At 50.9% G+C, this 16,114-nt stretch carries 16 protein-coding genes and 1 tRNA gene; 5 read left to right on the forward strand and 12 right to left on the reverse strand.

The window, feature by feature from the left end:
• Window positions 1-225: 225 nt before the first annotated feature.
• Window positions 226-298: transfer RNA gene (locus H8S80_RS28445), tRNA-Val, on the forward strand.
• A 119-nt stretch (window positions 299-417) separates the two neighbouring features.
• Entirely contained in the window at window positions 418-1,431 is a 1,014-nt protein-coding gene (locus H8S80_RS28450; RefSeq protein WP_117633091.1) for a penicillin-binding transpeptidase domain-containing protein, read from the forward strand.
• 48 nt (window positions 1,432-1,479) lie between these two features.
• On the opposite strand, the gene H8S80_RS28455 is transcribed toward H8S80_RS28450, so the two are convergent.
• The 4 genes from H8S80_RS28455 to H8S80_RS28470 are packed head-to-tail and all read right to left on the reverse strand — an operon-like array spanning window position 1,480 to window position 4,393.
• Window positions 1,480-2,028, reverse strand: coding sequence for a GNAT family N-acetyltransferase (locus H8S80_RS28455; protein WP_029466589.1), 549 nt, complete (start codon window positions 2,026-2,028; stop codon window positions 1,480-1,482).
• A 42-nt stretch (window positions 2,029-2,070) separates the two neighbouring features.
• Window positions 2,071-2,379, reverse strand: a complete 309-nt coding sequence (locus H8S80_RS28460) for a DUF3837 family protein (protein WP_002603198.1) — start codon at window positions 2,377-2,379, stop codon at window positions 2,071-2,073.
• 38 nt (window positions 2,380-2,417) lie between these two features.
• The gene (locus H8S80_RS28465; protein WP_117633092.1) at window positions 2,418-3,578 is read right to left on the reverse strand and encodes an AAA family ATPase; all 1,161 of its coding nucleotides are present in this window, start codon (window positions 3,576-3,578) and stop codon (window positions 2,418-2,420) included.
• Window positions 3,579-3,580: 2 nt separating this feature from the next.
• Window positions 3,581-4,393 carry an RNA ligase family protein gene (locus H8S80_RS28470; protein WP_117633155.1) on the reverse strand — a complete coding sequence of 271 codons (813 nt, stop codon included), beginning with the start codon at window positions 4,391-4,393 and terminating at the stop codon, window positions 3,581-3,583.
• 552 nt (window positions 4,394-4,945) lie between these two features.
• Here H8S80_RS28470 and H8S80_RS28475 point away from each other — a divergent pair.
• Window positions 4,946-5,488, forward strand: a complete 543-nt coding sequence (locus tag H8S80_RS28475; RefSeq protein ID WP_117633093.1) for a DJ-1/PfpI family protein — start codon at window positions 4,946-4,948, stop codon at window positions 5,486-5,488.
• A 22-nt stretch (window positions 5,489-5,510) separates the two neighbouring features.
• Here H8S80_RS28475 and H8S80_RS28480 read toward each other — a convergent pair whose 3' ends face one another.
• From H8S80_RS28480 to H8S80_RS28495, 4 genes are all read right to left on the reverse strand, one after another.
• Window positions 5,511-5,711 carry a helix-turn-helix transcriptional regulator gene (locus H8S80_RS28480; protein WP_025531210.1) on the reverse strand — a complete coding sequence of 67 codons (201 nt, stop codon included), beginning with the start codon at window positions 5,709-5,711 and terminating at the stop codon, window positions 5,511-5,513.
• Window positions 5,704-6,054 (reverse strand): DUF3796 domain-containing protein, encoded by a 351-nt coding sequence (locus H8S80_RS28485; RefSeq protein WP_025531209.1) that lies wholly within the window; start codon window positions 6,052-6,054, stop codon window positions 5,704-5,706. The genes H8S80_RS28480 and H8S80_RS28485 overlap by 8 nt, the downstream gene beginning before the upstream one ends.
• Window positions 6,055-6,232: 178 nt before the next feature.
• Window positions 6,233-9,427, reverse strand: a complete 3,195-nt coding sequence (gene carB, locus H8S80_RS28490) for a carbamoyl-phosphate synthase large subunit (RefSeq protein WP_002603192.1) — start codon at window positions 9,425-9,427, stop codon at window positions 6,233-6,235.
• Window positions 9,427-10,500, reverse strand: a complete 1,074-nt coding sequence (locus H8S80_RS28495; RefSeq protein ID WP_002603191.1) for a carbamoyl phosphate synthase small subunit — start codon at window positions 10,498-10,500, stop codon at window positions 9,427-9,429. Before H8S80_RS28495 ends, carB begins: the two co-directional genes overlap by 1 nt.
• Before the next feature lie 293 nt (window positions 10,501-10,793).
• Here H8S80_RS28495 and H8S80_RS28500 point away from each other — a divergent pair, with 293 nt between their 5' ends.
• Together H8S80_RS28500 and H8S80_RS28505 are read left to right on the forward strand one after the other, a co-directional pair.
• On the forward strand, window positions 10,794-10,970 hold the full coding sequence (locus H8S80_RS28500) for a hypothetical protein (protein WP_002603190.1): 177 nt from the start codon (window positions 10,794-10,796) through the stop codon (window positions 10,968-10,970).
• A 169-nt stretch (window positions 10,971-11,139) separates the two neighbouring features.
• Complete coding sequence (locus H8S80_RS28505) at window positions 11,140-12,411, forward strand: peptidoglycan-binding protein (protein ID WP_117633094.1); 1,272 nt, start codon at window positions 11,140-11,142, stop codon at window positions 12,409-12,411.
• A 128-nt stretch (window positions 12,412-12,539) separates the two neighbouring features.
• On the opposite strand, the gene H8S80_RS28510 is transcribed toward H8S80_RS28505, so the two are convergent.
• From H8S80_RS28510 to H8S80_RS28525, 4 genes are all read right to left on the reverse strand, one after another.
• Window positions 12,540-13,445, reverse strand: coding sequence for a DUF368 domain-containing protein (locus H8S80_RS28510; protein WP_117633095.1), 906 nt, complete (start codon window positions 13,443-13,445; stop codon window positions 12,540-12,542).
• A gap of 32 nt (window positions 13,446-13,477) precedes the next feature.
• The gene (locus tag H8S80_RS28515; protein ID WP_002603187.1) at window positions 13,478-14,122 is read right to left on the reverse strand and encodes an HAD family hydrolase; all 645 of its coding nucleotides are present in this window, start codon (window positions 14,120-14,122) and stop codon (window positions 13,478-13,480) included.
• A gap of 360 nt (window positions 14,123-14,482) precedes the next feature.
• Complete coding sequence (locus H8S80_RS28520) at window positions 14,483-15,121, reverse strand: cytidylate kinase-like family protein (protein ID WP_002603186.1); 639 nt, start codon at window positions 15,119-15,121, stop codon at window positions 14,483-14,485.
• A 187-nt stretch (window positions 15,122-15,308) separates the two neighbouring features.
• Window positions 15,309-16,091: an N-acetylmuramoyl-L-alanine amidase gene (locus tag H8S80_RS28525; protein WP_002603185.1), complete on the reverse strand. Its 783-nt coding sequence runs from the start codon at window positions 16,089-16,091 to the stop codon at window positions 15,309-15,311.
• Window positions 16,092-16,114 lie beyond the last annotated feature (23 nt).

Consider the following 16,114-nt stretch of genomic DNA (forward strand, 5'->3'; position numbering starts at 1 on the left):
CACCTGTCTGAGCGCAGCGAGTTTGGGGATTTTCACTGGTTTTTAGAAAAATCCTGCACATTTAGAAATGCTTATGCCCGAAACCGGAACTGGAAAGGTCCAGGAAACGAAAGCGCCGGACCGGGCAGAGGCAGCTGGAAGTGAAGGCTGAACTGTTACTAAATTATGATTAATTTTCCATTTTTTTCTTGCATTTTTCCGTCAACGTGGTAAAATAGTTGCTATGGAGGTGTAGCTCAGCTGGGAGAGCGCTTGCATCACACGCAAGAAGTCGCAGGTTCGAGCCCTGTCATCTCCATTAGAAGAGATTGCTGATTTCCTGAATGGGAGGTCAGCATTTTTTTGTTATAAAAAACTTTCTCTGTAGAAGCAAATGTGGTAAAGCAAACGCAGTGAAAAAAATTCGGAGGAACAAATATGACCATAAGAAGAATCAGACGTATCTATAGAATCAGCGGCATTCTGTCCGTACTATGTTTAACTTCCCTGTCCGGGTGCTCTGGTATGAAAAATTTTCAGGAGAGCACTCCGCCTTATGAAATGGTGGAGCAGGAGACGAACGGGACTGAGGCCTTAGGGCAGACAAATAGGGAAAGTACAGAGGATAATGGTCTTTTGTCCGCGCCGGAATCCACCGCCGCAGAATCCACCGTTACCGCACCTCCCGCACCGTCGATCATAGAACCCGACTGGTCTCACCATTTCAAAGGCCTGAACGGCGCGGCTGTATTTTACAATCCAACCGCAGGCAAAACAATGATCTGCAATCCGGAACTGGCCAGCCTCCAGCGTTCTCCCTGTTCCACATTCAAGATCATCTCCTCCCTGATCGGTCTGGAAAACGGCTTCATCGATCCCAAAGACTCCGTCCGTTCCTGGAGCGGGGAAAGCTTCTGGAACGAGGCGTGGAACAAAGACATTGACTTTCCGGAAGCATTTCGTACTTCCTGCGTCTGGTATTTCAGAAAGGTGATCGATGATATCGGACCGGATCTCCTTCAAACAGAGCTAAACCGGTTACAATACGGGAACTGTGATATCTCCGACTGGGAGGGACGCCTGAATACAAACAATAATAATCGGGCGTTGACGGGCTTCTGGATAGAATCCTCGCTGAAAATCTCCGCATCGGAGCAGGTACACGTGATGGAACGGATCTTCGGACCGGATACCGTTTACCGCGCGGAGACTATACGGCAATTAAAACAGGTAATGCTGGTGACTGACCAGGGCGAAACCGGGTTTCCCGTCTATGGAAAGACAGGATTGGGCAAAATGGCTGGTGTTGCAGTCGATTCGTGGTTTACAGGCCTCGCAGACACCCACAGCGGAATCGTGTATTTCAGCGTTTATTTAGGCGAGACTGAGGGCGCGGAGGTGTCCAGCTCAAAGGCAAAAGAAATTGCATTGCAGATATTGTCAGAACTCTGACCATTGCCATTATTTAGGGGAATTACGATTTACTTCCCCCCCGGTTAATCAGTCAAGCTCTAATCGCATAAGCACAATTTCCTGCCATCCCTGACTGCGGGAACGGAACCCTCTGGGATTCCTGCCATACTCCAGGAATCCCACGCTTTTATATAGTGCGATCGCGCCCACATTGGTACTGACTACCTCTAATTCCAATTGCAGGTAGCCGGCCTGCCTTGCGCATTCTATGCATGCTTCCATGAGTGCACGACCGATGCCCTTATTCCAATAAGCCTTCGCTATGCTGATTCCAGCCTCTGCCCGATGTTTTACCTTATCCTTTGAACCGACTTTTTCAATTCCAGCTCCCCCGACTAAATATTCACCGACAAATGCACATAATTCGATCTCATTCCTGCTGTTTTCTTTTTCAAGCAAAATAGCTTTCTCCTGCTCAATATTGAAACTGTTTTCGTCCGGGTAAGTCAACAGGAAATCGGTCTCACCATGTGTTTGCTGAAAATTATCATGAACCAACTCTGCATCTGCTTCCCGCGCATTCCGCAGCAAACATTTTGTATTATCTTTTAAAATTACTGTTTTATAATAGTTTATTTTCTATTCCCCCCAAATCAGCTCTCCGCTTATATTTTAACACTATTTCTGCTCATCATAGCTGTATTTCAGCAGCTCATAAATCTCATCTGTCACCGGATCATCTTTAAAATACCCTTCTAAAAGGCTTAAGACTTTCTCCGCGAATTCCGACGGGATCGGCTTCCCATCGATGGCGGTGTGGAGATCCTGCTTCATCTCGCTGACCATCTCCCGCTTTTCCGGTATGGGAAGCCCGTATATCCTGCACAGCATGCCGATCGCCGCACACGCTTCATTCGGCGAGGTCAAAGGTGCGTTTTCGAATCTCGTCTTAATCTCCACTGCCTGCTTGTTAATGTAAAACACCATCTCTCTCCACTCCTTTTTCTCAGATCGGCCTGCCGGCTCTATTTTATCCGGCGGCCGTCATTTTGCTGGAAGCTTACCCGGAAGCCCTCGGTACGCTCTACCATATCCAGCCGGCGGATCATCCGGTTAATCACATCCACCGGCACGCTCCGCTCCCGAACCGTATTGCGCCGCAGCACTTCCCGGTAGGGCACCTCCAAATATCTGATATTCACTCTTGCACCGTAATTGCTGCAAAGCCGGCATATCTTCTGTCTGTTGTCCAGCACCAGATTGGTTGCATTCCACACAAACGGGGTCTGCGTGCGCAGAAATCCCTTTGCCCGCTCTCTCGCAACGGCTGCCACAGGCCCGGAAGGCTCACTCGGCCGCACTCCCATCTCCTCCCGGATGTCATCCAGGGATATCACCGGGAGATGTGGAAAATTCTCCTGAATATACGTATCCTTACCTGCCAGCGGAAGCCCCGCCATCACATAGACATCGAACTTCGTCGTATCGTAGAGGCATTCCTCCGGCCATATGGTCTGTTTCTCAAAGTAACAGAATCGCGTATACTCATTGGCAAAATGAATCCGCTCATCATAACAGCCTGTTTCCCTGGCATAAGCCCTGAAATATTCCACCGTCTCCAGAGCCGCCGTCTTGTCCCTGCACTCCCGTCCCAGCACATCTGCGCGCCCAAGAAGCCAGAGCAGCTTCAGCCTGACGCTCTCCCTTGCTCTCACAAGACTAACGGCAGGCGACTCCTTCTCCATAAACAAGAGCGGCAGCCCGTGGTAACGGATCAGCCAGGCTATCTCCTCCCTGACCGCAAATGGAATCAAAAAACGTTCCTCCAATTCCTTATAGCACAGCTCCCGAAACCGCTTCATCCCCGCAATGCTGTGCCCGGGGGAAATGATTCTGCCCTCTTCTTCGGCAGAGCGCATCGTGCAGCTCTTCTTTCCGATATCGTGGAACATGGCGGCCATATAAAGGACCGCACGTTCCTCCCTGTTTAAATCCTTCCACTCTTCGCCTGACACGACTGCACGGCAGACGCGCCTCGTATGCTCCAGCACATTTCCCTCACGGTGCCATGTGCTGTCCTGCATGACGTCTTCCAGCTCTTCCAGCCATCGAAACTCCACGAGGAGTGCGTCAAAGCAGTATTCCTTCTGCTCTAAGAAATCTTCAAGTCTCTGCTGATCTGCCATACTCACACCTCCTCCCGAAGGGGAAGATCCGAGAATAAATCCGTCCCCGGCGCCAGCTGGTTCGGAATGACGGGCCGGTTGAGCCAATGCGTCTCCGAATCGAGAATTGTGTTTAAAAATGTGCTTCTCACATATTTAAACCGGTCCGTCACCAGACCGTCGTCCTCTGCCTTGATGTAGATGCCTTCCATGAGATCGGACATGTCTGTCTGCCGTTTTACCAGTTCCCAAAAAAGCCCCTGTTCCTCACACTGCTCCCGCAGGGACTGCTCATACCGCTCCGACTTAAAATGTGACCTGCCAAGCCAGGAAACCAGCTCATCCAGAGAATCCAGCCTGCCCTCAAACAGAACGAGGACCGACACAATAAACGGGCACTGTAAGAGCAGCTTCCTTCGCGCAGCCGTACTTAAAAAGCATTTCGTTTCCTTATCAAAAATGTCAAATTCCATAAAATAATGGGTAAGCCTGTCATAGTACACCGTGTGTTTGGCATACAGCCATTCTCCATACATCACATAGCGCGTCCCCAGTATCTCATATAAATCCGCCTGATGGCAGCTGGCCCACGTCTTAAACAGATCAAACTGGCGCTCTCCATAGCCGCCGTTTAAGAAATGGCCCCTGCTCTGGAGCATCAGTTTACCGTTCTCCCCAAAGCTGACGCCGCAGTTGGCACCATCCACCTTTTCCTCCAGGACCACGAATTTTCCCCGGATCTCCTCGAATCTCACATTTTTCAAATCCTCGTCGCCCGCCTGGATTCTGGAGCCTTCGATATGGCGGGTTCTCGGATATTTATAAATCATTTCCATATTCATTTCACTTCTTTCTCTCTTCATGTTCCCGTTATATGCCACAGACCTTTCAGCCATCCGCCAAAGCGCACGTTTCCATTTTACGCAGCAGGAGCCCTCTCCCATTACACAAGAAAGAGTCCGGCTCGCCGGACTCTCGCGCCGGAGGGCTTTTATTTCATAGGACGAACTTTTCTGTGAAATAAAAAAGCTGTGGCCCATACATCACCACAACACAAGTTAAGTCCCGCGGCAGCTTCCGGAAGAAGATCCATACGTATCCTCCCGACCAGCCGCTCACGAAAACAGACGAAAAAGAAATTCTTTTTCGGGCGTGTGTACGGTGTAAAAGTATCGTTTATAAGGGTATCAAAACAAGACGGCCCGCACGCTGCGTTCCATCCCAGGTTCCATTGATTTACTTATAAACAAACCATTACATCGTTCTCACCCTTTCTTTATAAATCTAGGGTAATCTTACCATCAAATAAATAGAATGTCAATTTATCTATACAAATAACGTGGCGTCACCTATAATAAGGATATCAATTTTATTACGGAGGCAGAACTATGCGTAACTACTTTCTTATTTATGACGACTGCTGTTTCTTTGAGATCGTGCTGCTGGGATATTTCATGAAATATTCCACGCTTGGTGAACAGCCCTGTGCTTACTGCATGGCTGGCTCCGCTGATGACGCAGGCGGCGGAACAATCCGCACATCGGAAGGCTTCTGCGTTCAGGCAGACACATTTTTAAAGGATATCGATCCGGACGAAGTCACATCCTTCATCATTCCGGGCGGCGATATCGCTCATGTCAAAGGAGACGAACTGAGTGCCTTCCTTCACAGACTTAACCGGGACAAATCCTGTATCTGCGCCATCTGCGCCGGCGTCGATCTTCTGGAAGAATACGGTTTTCTGGAAGGAAAGAACACCATTCGGACAAGCAAAAATCTGGCTGTGAGCGACGGACGTCTCATCACAGCCAGACCAAACGGATATGTAGATTTTGCAGTCGAAGCGGGAAAGGCCATCGGCCTGTTTTCAGACGAGGCCGACATTGCCGAGACACTGGACTTCTTTAAATACCACAAATCAGAGATCTGACTCGGTGCTGCCGCAAACGGCGTCACGATTCATCCACGGTAAATAGTTCCTCTATCGTGACGCCGAAGACCTTTGCGATATTCCAGGCCAGAACAAGGGAAGGATTGTACTTCCCCTTTTCCAGGTTGCCGATCGTCTCACGGCGGACTCCCACTCTGGCCGCCAGTTCTTCCTGCTTCATATCATACCTGGCCCGGTATTCTTTGATCCGGTTTTTAATCATCTCCCGACCACCAGCTTTCTTTTATTCCGTAATAGGCAGTTGATAACGCATAGACCAGCACCGATGCGCTCCACCCCCAGGCAATCCCGATGATAAGCGCCTTGCTGATCCCATAAAGCGCCGCATAAATCAGCGTCACCACGGCAGTTAAAACCATGCCGCACATAAATGCCCTGGCAGCGGACTTATTCATATACTCGATCATCATCTCATCTGTCTTTCTGAAAAAGTACTGAAAATCCACCGCAAATCCAAAGAATGCGAGGAAGGTACGCTCCTCCGTGACAATTCCCAGGATACCCAGCAGCGATAAAAATCCCAGACAACCATAGCCGTATTTCATATTCTTACTCCTTTCTATGTGGTATATTTATAACTTTATGTTACAAATATACCACATAGCTTTTGAGCTGTCAACAGCCAGTTATCCCGATTATAATAGTAAAACAGTTTTTCCTCTAACAATATAAACAGGCGGCAGCCACAGATATTTAAACCTGTAACTGCCGCCCGTCTGCCCTTTAAACCGTTGCAATATCAATCAATGTCAATTCATTCGCCCTGTTTTCCATACTGGTCACAAGGGCCGCCGCCGTATCGAGTGAGGTCAGCACGTTTACGCCTGTCTCGATGGCATTTCTTCTGATTATGAAACCGTCACGGCTCTTATCCGCACCCTGCGGCGGGATATCGATAACCAGATCGATCTCATGTCCCAGAATCAGATCCAGCAGGTTCGGGGACTCCTGTTCCAGCTTTCTTACTGCCAGCGCCTTTACTCCATGGCTGTTTAAGAACTTCGCAGTTCCCGCGGTAGAGAAAATCCGGTATCCCTGTGCCTGGAATCTTCTTGCTATGTCCACGGCCTCTTCCTTCTCGGAATCGCGGACCGTGATAATCATATTTTTATACTTCGGAAGGCGCACGCCTGCTCCCTCAAATGCCTTATAAAGCGCCTCATTGAAGGTCTTCGCAATTCCCAGACACTCTCCGGTAGACTTCATCTCCGGCCCGAGGCTGATATCGGCGCCGCGGATTTTTTCAAAGGAGAATACTGGCATCTTGATGGCGATATAGTCCGCAGAAGGCTGAAGTCCCGGCGTATAGCCCAGCTCCCGGATGGTCCGTCCGCAGATGATCTGCGTCGCCAGCGGCACGATGGGGATTCCGGTAACCTTGCTGATATACGGCACGGTACGGGAAGAACGTGGATTCACCTCGATGATGTACACGTCGTCTCCGTCCACAATGAACTGAATGTTGATCATTCCTTTCACGTGAAGGGCTCTCGCCAGCTTCTCCGTATAGTCTACTAAAGTCTCGATGTTCTTCTCTGTCAGATCCTGAGCCGGATAGACGGAAATACTGTCGCCGGAATGAATACCGGTCCTCTCGATATGCTGCATGATTCCCGGGATCAGAATGTCGGTGCCGTCACAGATGGCATCAACCTCGATCTCTTTTCCCATGATATACTTATCTACGAGTATCGGATGCTCCTGGGCAATCTGGTTGATGATTCCGATAAATTCGTCCACATCCTGGTCGCTGATGGCGATCTGCATGCCCTGACCGCCTAAAACATAGGATGGACGGACCAGCACCGGATATCCCAGCTTATGGGCCGCTTCTTTAGCCTCTTCGGCAGTGTAAACCGTATGGCCCGCAGGTCTCGGAATACTGCATTCCTCCAGAATCTTATCAAACAGCTCCCGGTCCTCCGCCGCATCCACATCTTCCGCGGCCGTACCGAGAATCGGAACACCCATCTTCATCAGACTTTCCGTCAGCTTGATGGCCGTCTGGCCGCCGAACTGAACCACTGCCCCATCCGGCTTCTCGATGTCCACGATGCTCTCCACATCCTCCGGTGTCAGCGGCTCGAAATACAGCTTATCCGCAATATCGAAGTCGGTACTTACCGTCTCCGGATTATTATTTACGATAATCGTCTCATAGCCCTCTTTGCTGAACGCCCAGGTGCTGTGAACCGAACAGAAGTCAAACTCGATCCCCTGGCCGATACGGATCGGGCCGGAACCGAGGACAAGCACCTTCTTCCGCCCGCTGGTATATGCGGCTTCATTCTCGCTGCCAAAGCAGGAATAGTAGTAAGGCGTCTCCGCCGCAAATTCAGCCGCGCACGTATCCACCATCTTAAACGCGGCCACAATGTTGTTGTCCTTACGCATCTGATGAATCTCCTGTTCGGAGCTTCCTGTCAGTCTGGCGATGACGTTGTCCGGGAACTCGATTCTCTTGGCTTCTCTCAGCAGATCCACCGTCAGCGGTCCCTTCTTAAGCGCCTCTTCCATCTCCACGATGATCGCCAGCTTATCGATAAACCAGACGTCGATCTTCGTGATCGCATGGATCGTCTCATAGGTGAAGCCGCGTCTTAACGCCTCCGCGATCACCCAGATTCTCCTGTCGTCCACGAGGGCCAGCGTGTCCTTTAATTCCTCGTCGGAAAGCTCCGTAAAATCATAGGACATCAGGCTGTCCACATGCTGCTCTAAGGAACGGATCGCCTTCATTAAGCCGCCTTCAAAGTTCGTACAGATACTCATGACCTCTCCGGTCGCCTTCATCTGGGTTCCCAGCGTTCTCTTGGCGCTGATGAACTTGTCAAATGGGAGGCGCGGCATCTTGACCACACAGTAATCCAGCATCGGCTCGAAGCTGGCGTACGTCTTCTTCGTAACCGCGTTCTTAATCTCATCCAGAGTATAGCCAAGCGCGATTTTGGCCGCAACCTTGGCAATCGGATATCCGGTGGCCTTGGAAGCCAGCGCGGAGGAACGGCTCACGCGCGGGTTTACCTCGATGACACAGTATTCAAAGCTGTCCGGGTTTAAGGCGTACTGTACGTTACAGCCGCCGGTGATTCCCAGTTCGCTGATAATTTTAAGCGCTGATGTACGAAGCATCTGGTACTCCTTATCGCCCAGAGTCTGGGAGGGAGCCACAACGATGCTGTCGCCGGTGTGAACGCCGACCGGATCGATATTTTCCATATTACAAACGGTGATCACATTGCCCGCACCGTCGCGCATCACTTCGTATTCGACTTCCTTCCATCCTGCGATGCATCGCTCCACCAGGACCTGTCCCACACGGGACAGACGAAGGCCGTTTTCCAGGATCTCCGCACATTTTTCCGGGTTCTCTGCGATACCGCCGCCGGAACCGCCCAGTGTGTAAGCCGGACGAAGGACTACGGGATAACCGATCTTTTCCGCGATTTCCAGACCGTGTTTGACATCCTCCACGATATCGGAGGGAGCCACCGGCTCGCCGATCTTCTCCATAGTCTCCTTAAACATCTCGCGGTCTTCCGCCTTTTTGATGGTAAGAGCCGTGGTTCCGATCAGACGCACGTTGTTATCCTTAAAAAATCCGGCGTCCTCTAATTCCATGGCAAGATTCAGTCCCGCCTGGCCGCCCAGAGTCGGGAGCACGCTGTCCGGTTTCTCCTTCAGGATCAGCTGTTCCACCACTTCTACCGTCAGAGGTTCGATATAAACCCTGTCCGCAATATCCTTATCCGTCATGATGGTGGCCGGATTGGAGTTTAAGAGAACCACCTCGATGCCTTCCTCTTTTAAAGAACGGCACGCCTGGGTTCCCGCATAGTCGAATTCCGCCGCCTGGCCGATGATGATCGGGCCGGAGCCGAGAACAAGTACTTTTTTAATATCAGGATTCTTCGGCATTACTTTCCCTCCTCCATCATTTTCAAAAATCTGTCAAATAAGTAGCCGGAGTCCAGCGGTCCCGGACATGCCTCCGGATGGTACTGAACCGTGAAAATGTTCTTATTTACGTATTTTAATCCCTCGTTGGTGCCATCGTTGACATTGACAAATGCCGGAACGGCTGTCTCAGCTTTAAGCGTATCCATGTCCACCACATAGCCGTGGTTCTGTGAAGAAATGTAGACGCGTCCTGTCTCTAAGTCCTTCACCGGATGGTTTCCGCCGCGGTGACCGTATTTTAACTTGTGGGTATCCGCGCCTGTGGCCAGCGCCATCAGCTGATGGCCGAGGCAGATGGCAAAGATCGGAACCTCTGATTCATATAATTTGCGGATCTCGGTGATAATATCCGTACACTCCTTTGGATCTCCGGGGCCGTTGGAAAGCATGATTCCGTCAGGCTTTTCCGCCAGAATCTCTTCCGCGGCCGTCGTCGCCGGGTATACGGTAACCTGGCAGCCTCTCTCATTCAAAGAACGGGCAATGTTCATCTTGGCGCCTAAATCGAGAAGCGCCACCTTCTTTCCGTCTCCCGGAAGCACGTATTTTTCGGCGCAGGTGGTTTTCTTCACCACACCGGTAACCGAATAATTTTTCATACGGGCAACAGCCTCATCACAATCAAAATTTTCATTGGTTGTAATCATGCCGTTCATCGTACCTTTTTCTCTTAAGATTTTTGTTAGGGCTCTCGTATCGATACCACTGATACCTGGAATATCTTGTTCCTCTAAGAAATGCTGAATGGTATCCCCGCTTCTGAAGTTGCTGGGGATTCTAGATAATTCTCTGACAATGTAGCCGTCCGGCCATGCTTTATACGATTCCATATCTTCACGACAAATTCCGTAATTACCAATCAGCGGATACGTCATCACCACGGCCTGCCCCGCGTACGAGGGGTCGGTGAGGACTTCTAAATAACCGGTCATGGAAGTATTAAATACGATTTCGCTGATTACTTCCCTTTTCGAACCAATGCTGGTCCCTGTGAATACGGTTCCGTCTTCCAGTATTAAAAAAGCTTTCATACGTAAAGTCCCAATCCTTTCTTAATGCTATGCGTTGTTTGAGCGCTCTGAAAATCAGCCCAAATTGAATAGATTATACATGATTTCACGACATTTTTCAACTGTTTTCTGCACGATTGTCTGACTATCTTTTTCCGCTTTTCGCAGACTATTTTAAACATATTATACAATACCCTGTTTTATATATTGAGATGGATGGTTCTTCCGGCCGTGGCATTCACCTCCTTAAGGAATCGCATTCCCGGCGAATAACCGGGCTCAAAACTGCAGAGACTATCTGCGAGGTGATGTTTATGATAGATAACAGTGAAATGCCCATCGGCTTTACCATGGAGCTGGCACAGCATTCCGACATTCTGACCCGTTTTGCGGAGCTTCCGGAATCCAGACGGAACGAACTCGCAGACGGAGCCAGAAACGTTGAGAGCCGGAATGAAATGCGTAACTACGTAGAGTCCATGTTCCGGTAAAACGTCCGGAAATTCGGAATCCCTTCAGTCAGCCAGGATTCCCGGTCTGCGGCGCCTGCCCCCTCCCGGCAGAAACTTTCTCCGCCGCAGCCCGTTTTCCGGAAAAACCGGAACATTTGCGAGACAGCCGTCATATACTGTCAGTAATCATCCAATAAAGGGGCAATCTATGAGAAAATATATGACCGCTGCCGCACTGGAACCTACTGATACCGGCTTACTCCAGGTAAATGTAGTTTCTGCCGAAAACAATTTTCCTATCCGCGATGCCGAAGTTTCCATCGCTTACAAAGGAGATCCTGAAAGCACTGTAGAATCGACGAACACCAATTCTTCCGGCCAGACCGGGGAGATCCGCTTAGCCGCTCCTCCGCTGGAATACAGCCTGTCGCCCGGCTTAACCCAGCCCTATTCCGAATATACCATCACCATCCGGGCGCGGGGCTTTGCGGAAGTCGCTATCTCGGGAACGGAAATCCTGCCGGACTCTCTTGCAATCCAGCCGGTCCGTATGACGCCGCTGGCCGACGAGGTATCACCGGACACTCCCATCGTCATTCCGGATCACACGCTCTATGGCTACTATCCGCCGAAAATTGCTGAAGCTGAAGTAAAGCCGGTGGCTGAAACCGGTGAGATCGTCTTAAGCCGCGTGGTAGTTCCTCAGACCGTCGTGGTTCATGACGGGGTTCCTACCGACTCAACCGCCCCCAATTACTACGTTCCATACCGGGACTACATCAAGAATGTGGCCTCCAGTGAAATTTATGCCACCTGGCCCCGCTCCTCCATCACGGCAAACGTTCTGGCCATCATGAGCTTCACACTGAACCGTGTCTACACGGAGTGGTACCGCAACCAGGGCTACGATTTCACCATTACCTCTTCCACCGCTTTTGACCATAAATGGATCTATGGCAGAAATATCTTCGAGTCCATCTCCGAGGTTGTGGATGAGATCTTCGACAACTACTTATCGCGTCCCGAGGTCAAACAGCCGATCTTAACCCAGTACTGTGACGGCAACCGGGTGTCCTGCCAGCACAAAGGCTGGATGACGCAGTGGGGCTCCGCAGACTTAGGCGAGCGCGGATACAGCCCCATTGAAATTCTGCGCTATTTCTACGGTGATGACATGTACATCAATACCGCCGAGCAGATTTCCGGCATCCCCGCTTCCTGGCCCGGCTACGATTTAACCATCGGCTCCAGCGGCCAGAAGGTACAGCAGGTGCAGGAACAGCTGGACGCCATCGCCACCGTCTACAGCGCCATCCCGCACATTACGCCGGATGGAATCTTCGGACCGGCAACCGCCGCCGCTGTGCGGGAATTCCAGTCCATATTCGGCCTCCCTGTGACGGGAGTCATCGATTTCCGAACCTGGTACAAAATCTCCCATATTTATGTGGGAATCACAAGAATCGCCGAGTTAAATTAATTAATATAATAAGAAGAAACAAAAAAAGCCAGATGCATCGGTTCTGCTGATCAGACGATGCATCTGGCTTTTTGTATTGCTGTTTTTTGTATTCCTGTTTTTTGTATTCCCGTTCCTCAACCGCCGGCTCATCCTTCTCCGCCGCACCGAACCGCCGCCACGTATCCCAGCAGGCACAGGGAAATCCCGCCAAGCAGCTGGTAGAGTTCGATCTGTTTCCACGCCACATCCCACAGGATCACCACCGGCGAGGAAAATACCAGGCCGATGATCACGCGGTACATCTGGCGCTCATGATTGACCAGAAGATGTTCCACAATTTTGGCAAACAGAAAAATTCCGAGTCCCAGCCCTGTAAAATACGGAAGCAGGACCAGTCCATCGGACAGAAGCGCTGGAAAATCAAACGCGGCCGCCGCCCTGATACAGCCGTTTGTCGTCTGCAGCAGCGGCTCGTACACACCGATCATCATCATGATCATGGAGCCGCTCACGCCCGGAACCACCATGGTTCCCGCAGCCAGTATGCCCACGAAGAACATGGAGATGATCCAGAACCGGCCGGAAGAGAGATAGGCCGCTCCGGTCTTCACCGCCTCGCCTCCAGCCCGGGAACCGGAGGCGAGGGATAATCCGCCCGCTACGGTAATGAAGATCACCACGGCGGCTGTGATGCAGATCGTCACCGCCCCCAGTCTCTTCTCCCCAGGCTCCGCCTTCGCCTTCGTCTTCTCAAACAGGGCCGGAAGGCCGCCGCCGATAAGCCCGATAAACGCCAGCTTCGTCTGTAAGGGAAACGTCCCAAATAAGTATTCGAACACCAGAGACAGGCTGATGATCCCAGCCACCGCCCCCAGACCGTAGGGAAACAGCGTTTTTATGCTTTCCACCGGTTCCTTAAAGAGCCGGTTCACCGCATGGATGATCGTGTCGTACACGCCCATGGATATGGCCAGCATCCCTCCGCTGATGCCGGGAAGGATATTGGCAATTCCTATGACCACGCCTTTCAGCAATTCACCGATATACTCCAAATCATTCCTCCTTCAAGGTTGTATATCGTATTTTATGCTTCATCCACCACTTCTAATACCTCTTTCACCCTGGCAATGTGATAATCAGCCAGACTCTGGTCGAAATTGTAGCGGTTATCGATCACCGCCGCGATCTTCATCCCGGCTCTGCTGGCCGCTGTGATCCCGATGGTGGAATCCTCCACCGCCAGACACTCTTCCGTCCTTACGCCCAGCTGGGCCGCTGTATACTGATAGATTTCAGGGTCCGGTTTGCTCCGTTTAAACTGGCTGCCGCTGACCACCACTTCAAAATATTCCCGGATCTCATTTTCACGAAGAACCCGTTCCACTAAGTCCAGCTGGGTGGAAGAAGCCAGGGCGAGCCGGTATCCCTTTTCCTTCAAAGTTCTTAAGACCTCTGTAACTTCCGGGCGGTAGATTTCTCTATAATCCACCTCACTGTAAATATCACGCTGGCGGCACTCATCTCTCAATTCCTCCCACGGCTGTCCGTTATCGACCGCACGCTCCAGTACCTCCCACGCCTCTTTTTTCGTCGCGCCAACCATCGGATAAAGTTGTTCGATGCGCACGTTCGGGTTCTTCTTCCTGGCAAATTCCAGCTGAAATTCCAAATACGTTCCCTCACTGTCGATGATCACGCCATCCATGTCAAAAATCACTGCCTTAACCATGTGTTTCCTCTCTCCTGTCCCTTATCCTGTGTTACCAGTATTTCCATAATAAGCATTCCCAGGCGCCTTTTCGCAAGTCCGGCCTGCCCGGATGGCTCTATCATATCACACTACTGCCGGTTTTCACAATATATCATTTTTAGCCATCAGGGTAAACCTACAGAATTATGAAAAGCTGCTTTCACCGATCTGAAACTGGGTGAAGCACTCCGGCCCCGGTTCCCTGGCGGAATGAACCCCCTGAACTCGCTCTCAACCTCATTAGGAACCACACTTCTTAATAATTCTGTAAGTTTACAGGTTTATCCTGTTCAGCCGTCAAAAAAACGGCACAGCCAAACCTGACTGTGCCGCCCGAACTCATATTTTATAGCCTCTGATCTTTATGTACTCCTCGATCATTCTGACACTTCCCTTAATTCCGGCCGTTGATGTATTGATCAGAAGATCGTAGTTCTCCGGGTCCGCCCATCCTCTCCCCGTGTAATAACGGTAGTAATTCCGGCGTTCCTTGTCAATCCGCTTCACATTCTTCTTAATGTCCTCCGGCGCATAGAGTTCTTTCTCCTTTACCCTGCGGATTCTCGCGTCCATATCCGAATAAATGAAGATCCGCACCAGTTCGATGTTGTCCGCGTCCTCCAGCACGTAATCGGCGCACCGGCCCACAATGACGCAGGACTGCTCCTCTGCCAGCTTCCGGATCACCTCCGACTGGAAACGGAATAAGTTGTCCGCCGAGATCAGGTCCGAACCGAAGCTGGGGCCTCTCATCTCCGGCGTCATGCTGCTGATAATCCGGTACAGAAGCCGGTTCCCCGCTTTCTCATCCGCCAGATGAAAGTAACTCTCCTTGATGCCGCTCTCGTCGGAATTCATACGCAGGATATTCTTGTCGTAAAAATCAATTCCCAATTCTCCCGCCAACTTCCGACCGATTTCATTGCCGCCGCTGCCATACTGACGGCCAATGGTAATAACAAGTTTCTTATCTCCCATGTGAATCCCTCCTGTGCATGCGTGACCGTTGATTTGTTGTTTTCTGTCTCCATTATAACACACATTTTCTGCCGCGGACACTATTTTTCCGGAATATGGAGTTCCCCAGCGGGGTCATATTATAGTTCACAGCCATGTCGGTAACGGGACCATTTTCACTGCTGGAAAATGGTCCCGGTCCGGTCTCTTAAGAAACTGCCGGTCTTCTGACAAGAAATGTATTGTATCCATACCGTCTCAGCTCCTGCTCCATTTGCACGGCGTTATCCAGCTCCCGGAAAGCGCCGGCACGTACCTTGAATAGACCGTCCTCACTGACAATAAAGGCTGGGAATCCCTGGGACCGCAGTGTGTTCATCTGCTGTTCTGCCAGAGAGCGGATACGGTAAGCTCCCGTCTGAATCTGGTAGTACTCCGGCTGCTCCGCTTCCCCTTCCCGGATCGTTGTCAGAATTCCGTCGGCAATCGCTCTTGCGATGGCATCGAAATTATCATCAAACAGCTGGTTGTCGGCCTCATTGTCGATGAAACCCACCTCCACCAGAACGGCCGGCATCTCGGTTCTGCGAAGCACGACCAGCCCCGGCCTCTCGATGATGCCCAGGTTGGCAAACCCCGTATTGGCCAGCTCTTCGTTGATATTGTTCGCAAGCTGGGCCGGAACCCCCTTATTCTCAAATACGAGACTCATAATTCCGGAGGCGCTGCCCGGTATCGGCATAGCATTCCGGTGAATCGATACGAAATAGTCCGCTCCCGCCTCATTCGCCATTGTGGCCTTTTCCAGAGGCGTATTATACGTATCATCTGTTCTTGTATATCTGACGTCTACTCCATTCTCCGACAGAATTTTTCCTACCGCCAGGGCAAGCCTCAATGCATCGTCCTTTTCCTGTCTTCCTTCAAATTTTGCGCCCGGATCAGCGCCGCCGTGACCGGCATCTATCACTACTATCTTTCTTTCAGCCAAAAGAAAAACTCCTTTCACATACC

The sequence above is a fragment of the Hungatella sp. L36 genome (assembly GCF_014288035.1).

Coding starts and splice junctions, on each gene's coding strand:
- H8S80_RS28515 (WP_002603187.1), bottom strand. CDS start 14,122: ATGGTTAAGGCAGTGATTTTTGACATGGATGGCGTGATCATCGACAGT.
- H8S80_RS28485 (WP_025531209.1), bottom strand. CDS start 6,054: ATGAAATACGGCTATGGTTGTCTGGGATTTTTATCGCTGCTGGGTATC.
- H8S80_RS28480 (WP_025531210.1), bottom strand. CDS start 5,711: ATGATTAAAAACCGGATCAAAGAATACCGGGCCAGGTATGATATGAAG.
- H8S80_RS28495 (WP_002603191.1), bottom strand. CDS start 10,500: ATGAAAGCTTTTTTAATACTGGAAGACGGAACCGTATTCACAGGGACC.
- H8S80_RS28470 (WP_117633155.1), bottom strand. CDS start 4,393: ATGGAAATGATTTATAAATATCCGAGAACCCGCCATATCGAAGGCTCC.
- H8S80_RS28500 (WP_002603190.1), top strand. CDS start 10,794: ATGATAGATAACAGTGAAATGCCCATCGGCTTTACCATGGAGCTGGCA.
- H8S80_RS28520 (WP_002603186.1), bottom strand. CDS start 15,121: ATGGGAGATAAGAAACTTGTTATTACCATTGGCCGTCAGTATGGCAGC.
- carB (WP_002603192.1), bottom strand. CDS start 9,427: ATGCCGAAGAATCCTGATATTAAAAAAGTACTTGTTCTCGGCTCCGGC.
- H8S80_RS28505 (WP_117633094.1), top strand. CDS start 11,140: ATGAGAAAATATATGACCGCTGCCGCACTGGAACCTACTGATACCGGC.
- H8S80_RS28475 (WP_117633093.1), top strand. CDS start 4,946: ATGCGTAACTACTTTCTTATTTATGACGACTGCTGTTTCTTTGAGATC.
- H8S80_RS28450 (WP_117633091.1), top strand. CDS start 418: ATGACCATAAGAAGAATCAGACGTATCTATAGAATCAGCGGCATTCTG.
- H8S80_RS28460 (WP_002603198.1), bottom strand. CDS start 2,379: ATGGTGTTTTACATTAACAAGCAGGCAGTGGAGATTAAGACGAGATTC.
- H8S80_RS28465 (WP_117633092.1), bottom strand. CDS start 3,578: ATGGCAGATCAGCAGAGACTTGAAGATTTCTTAGAGCAGAAGGAATAC.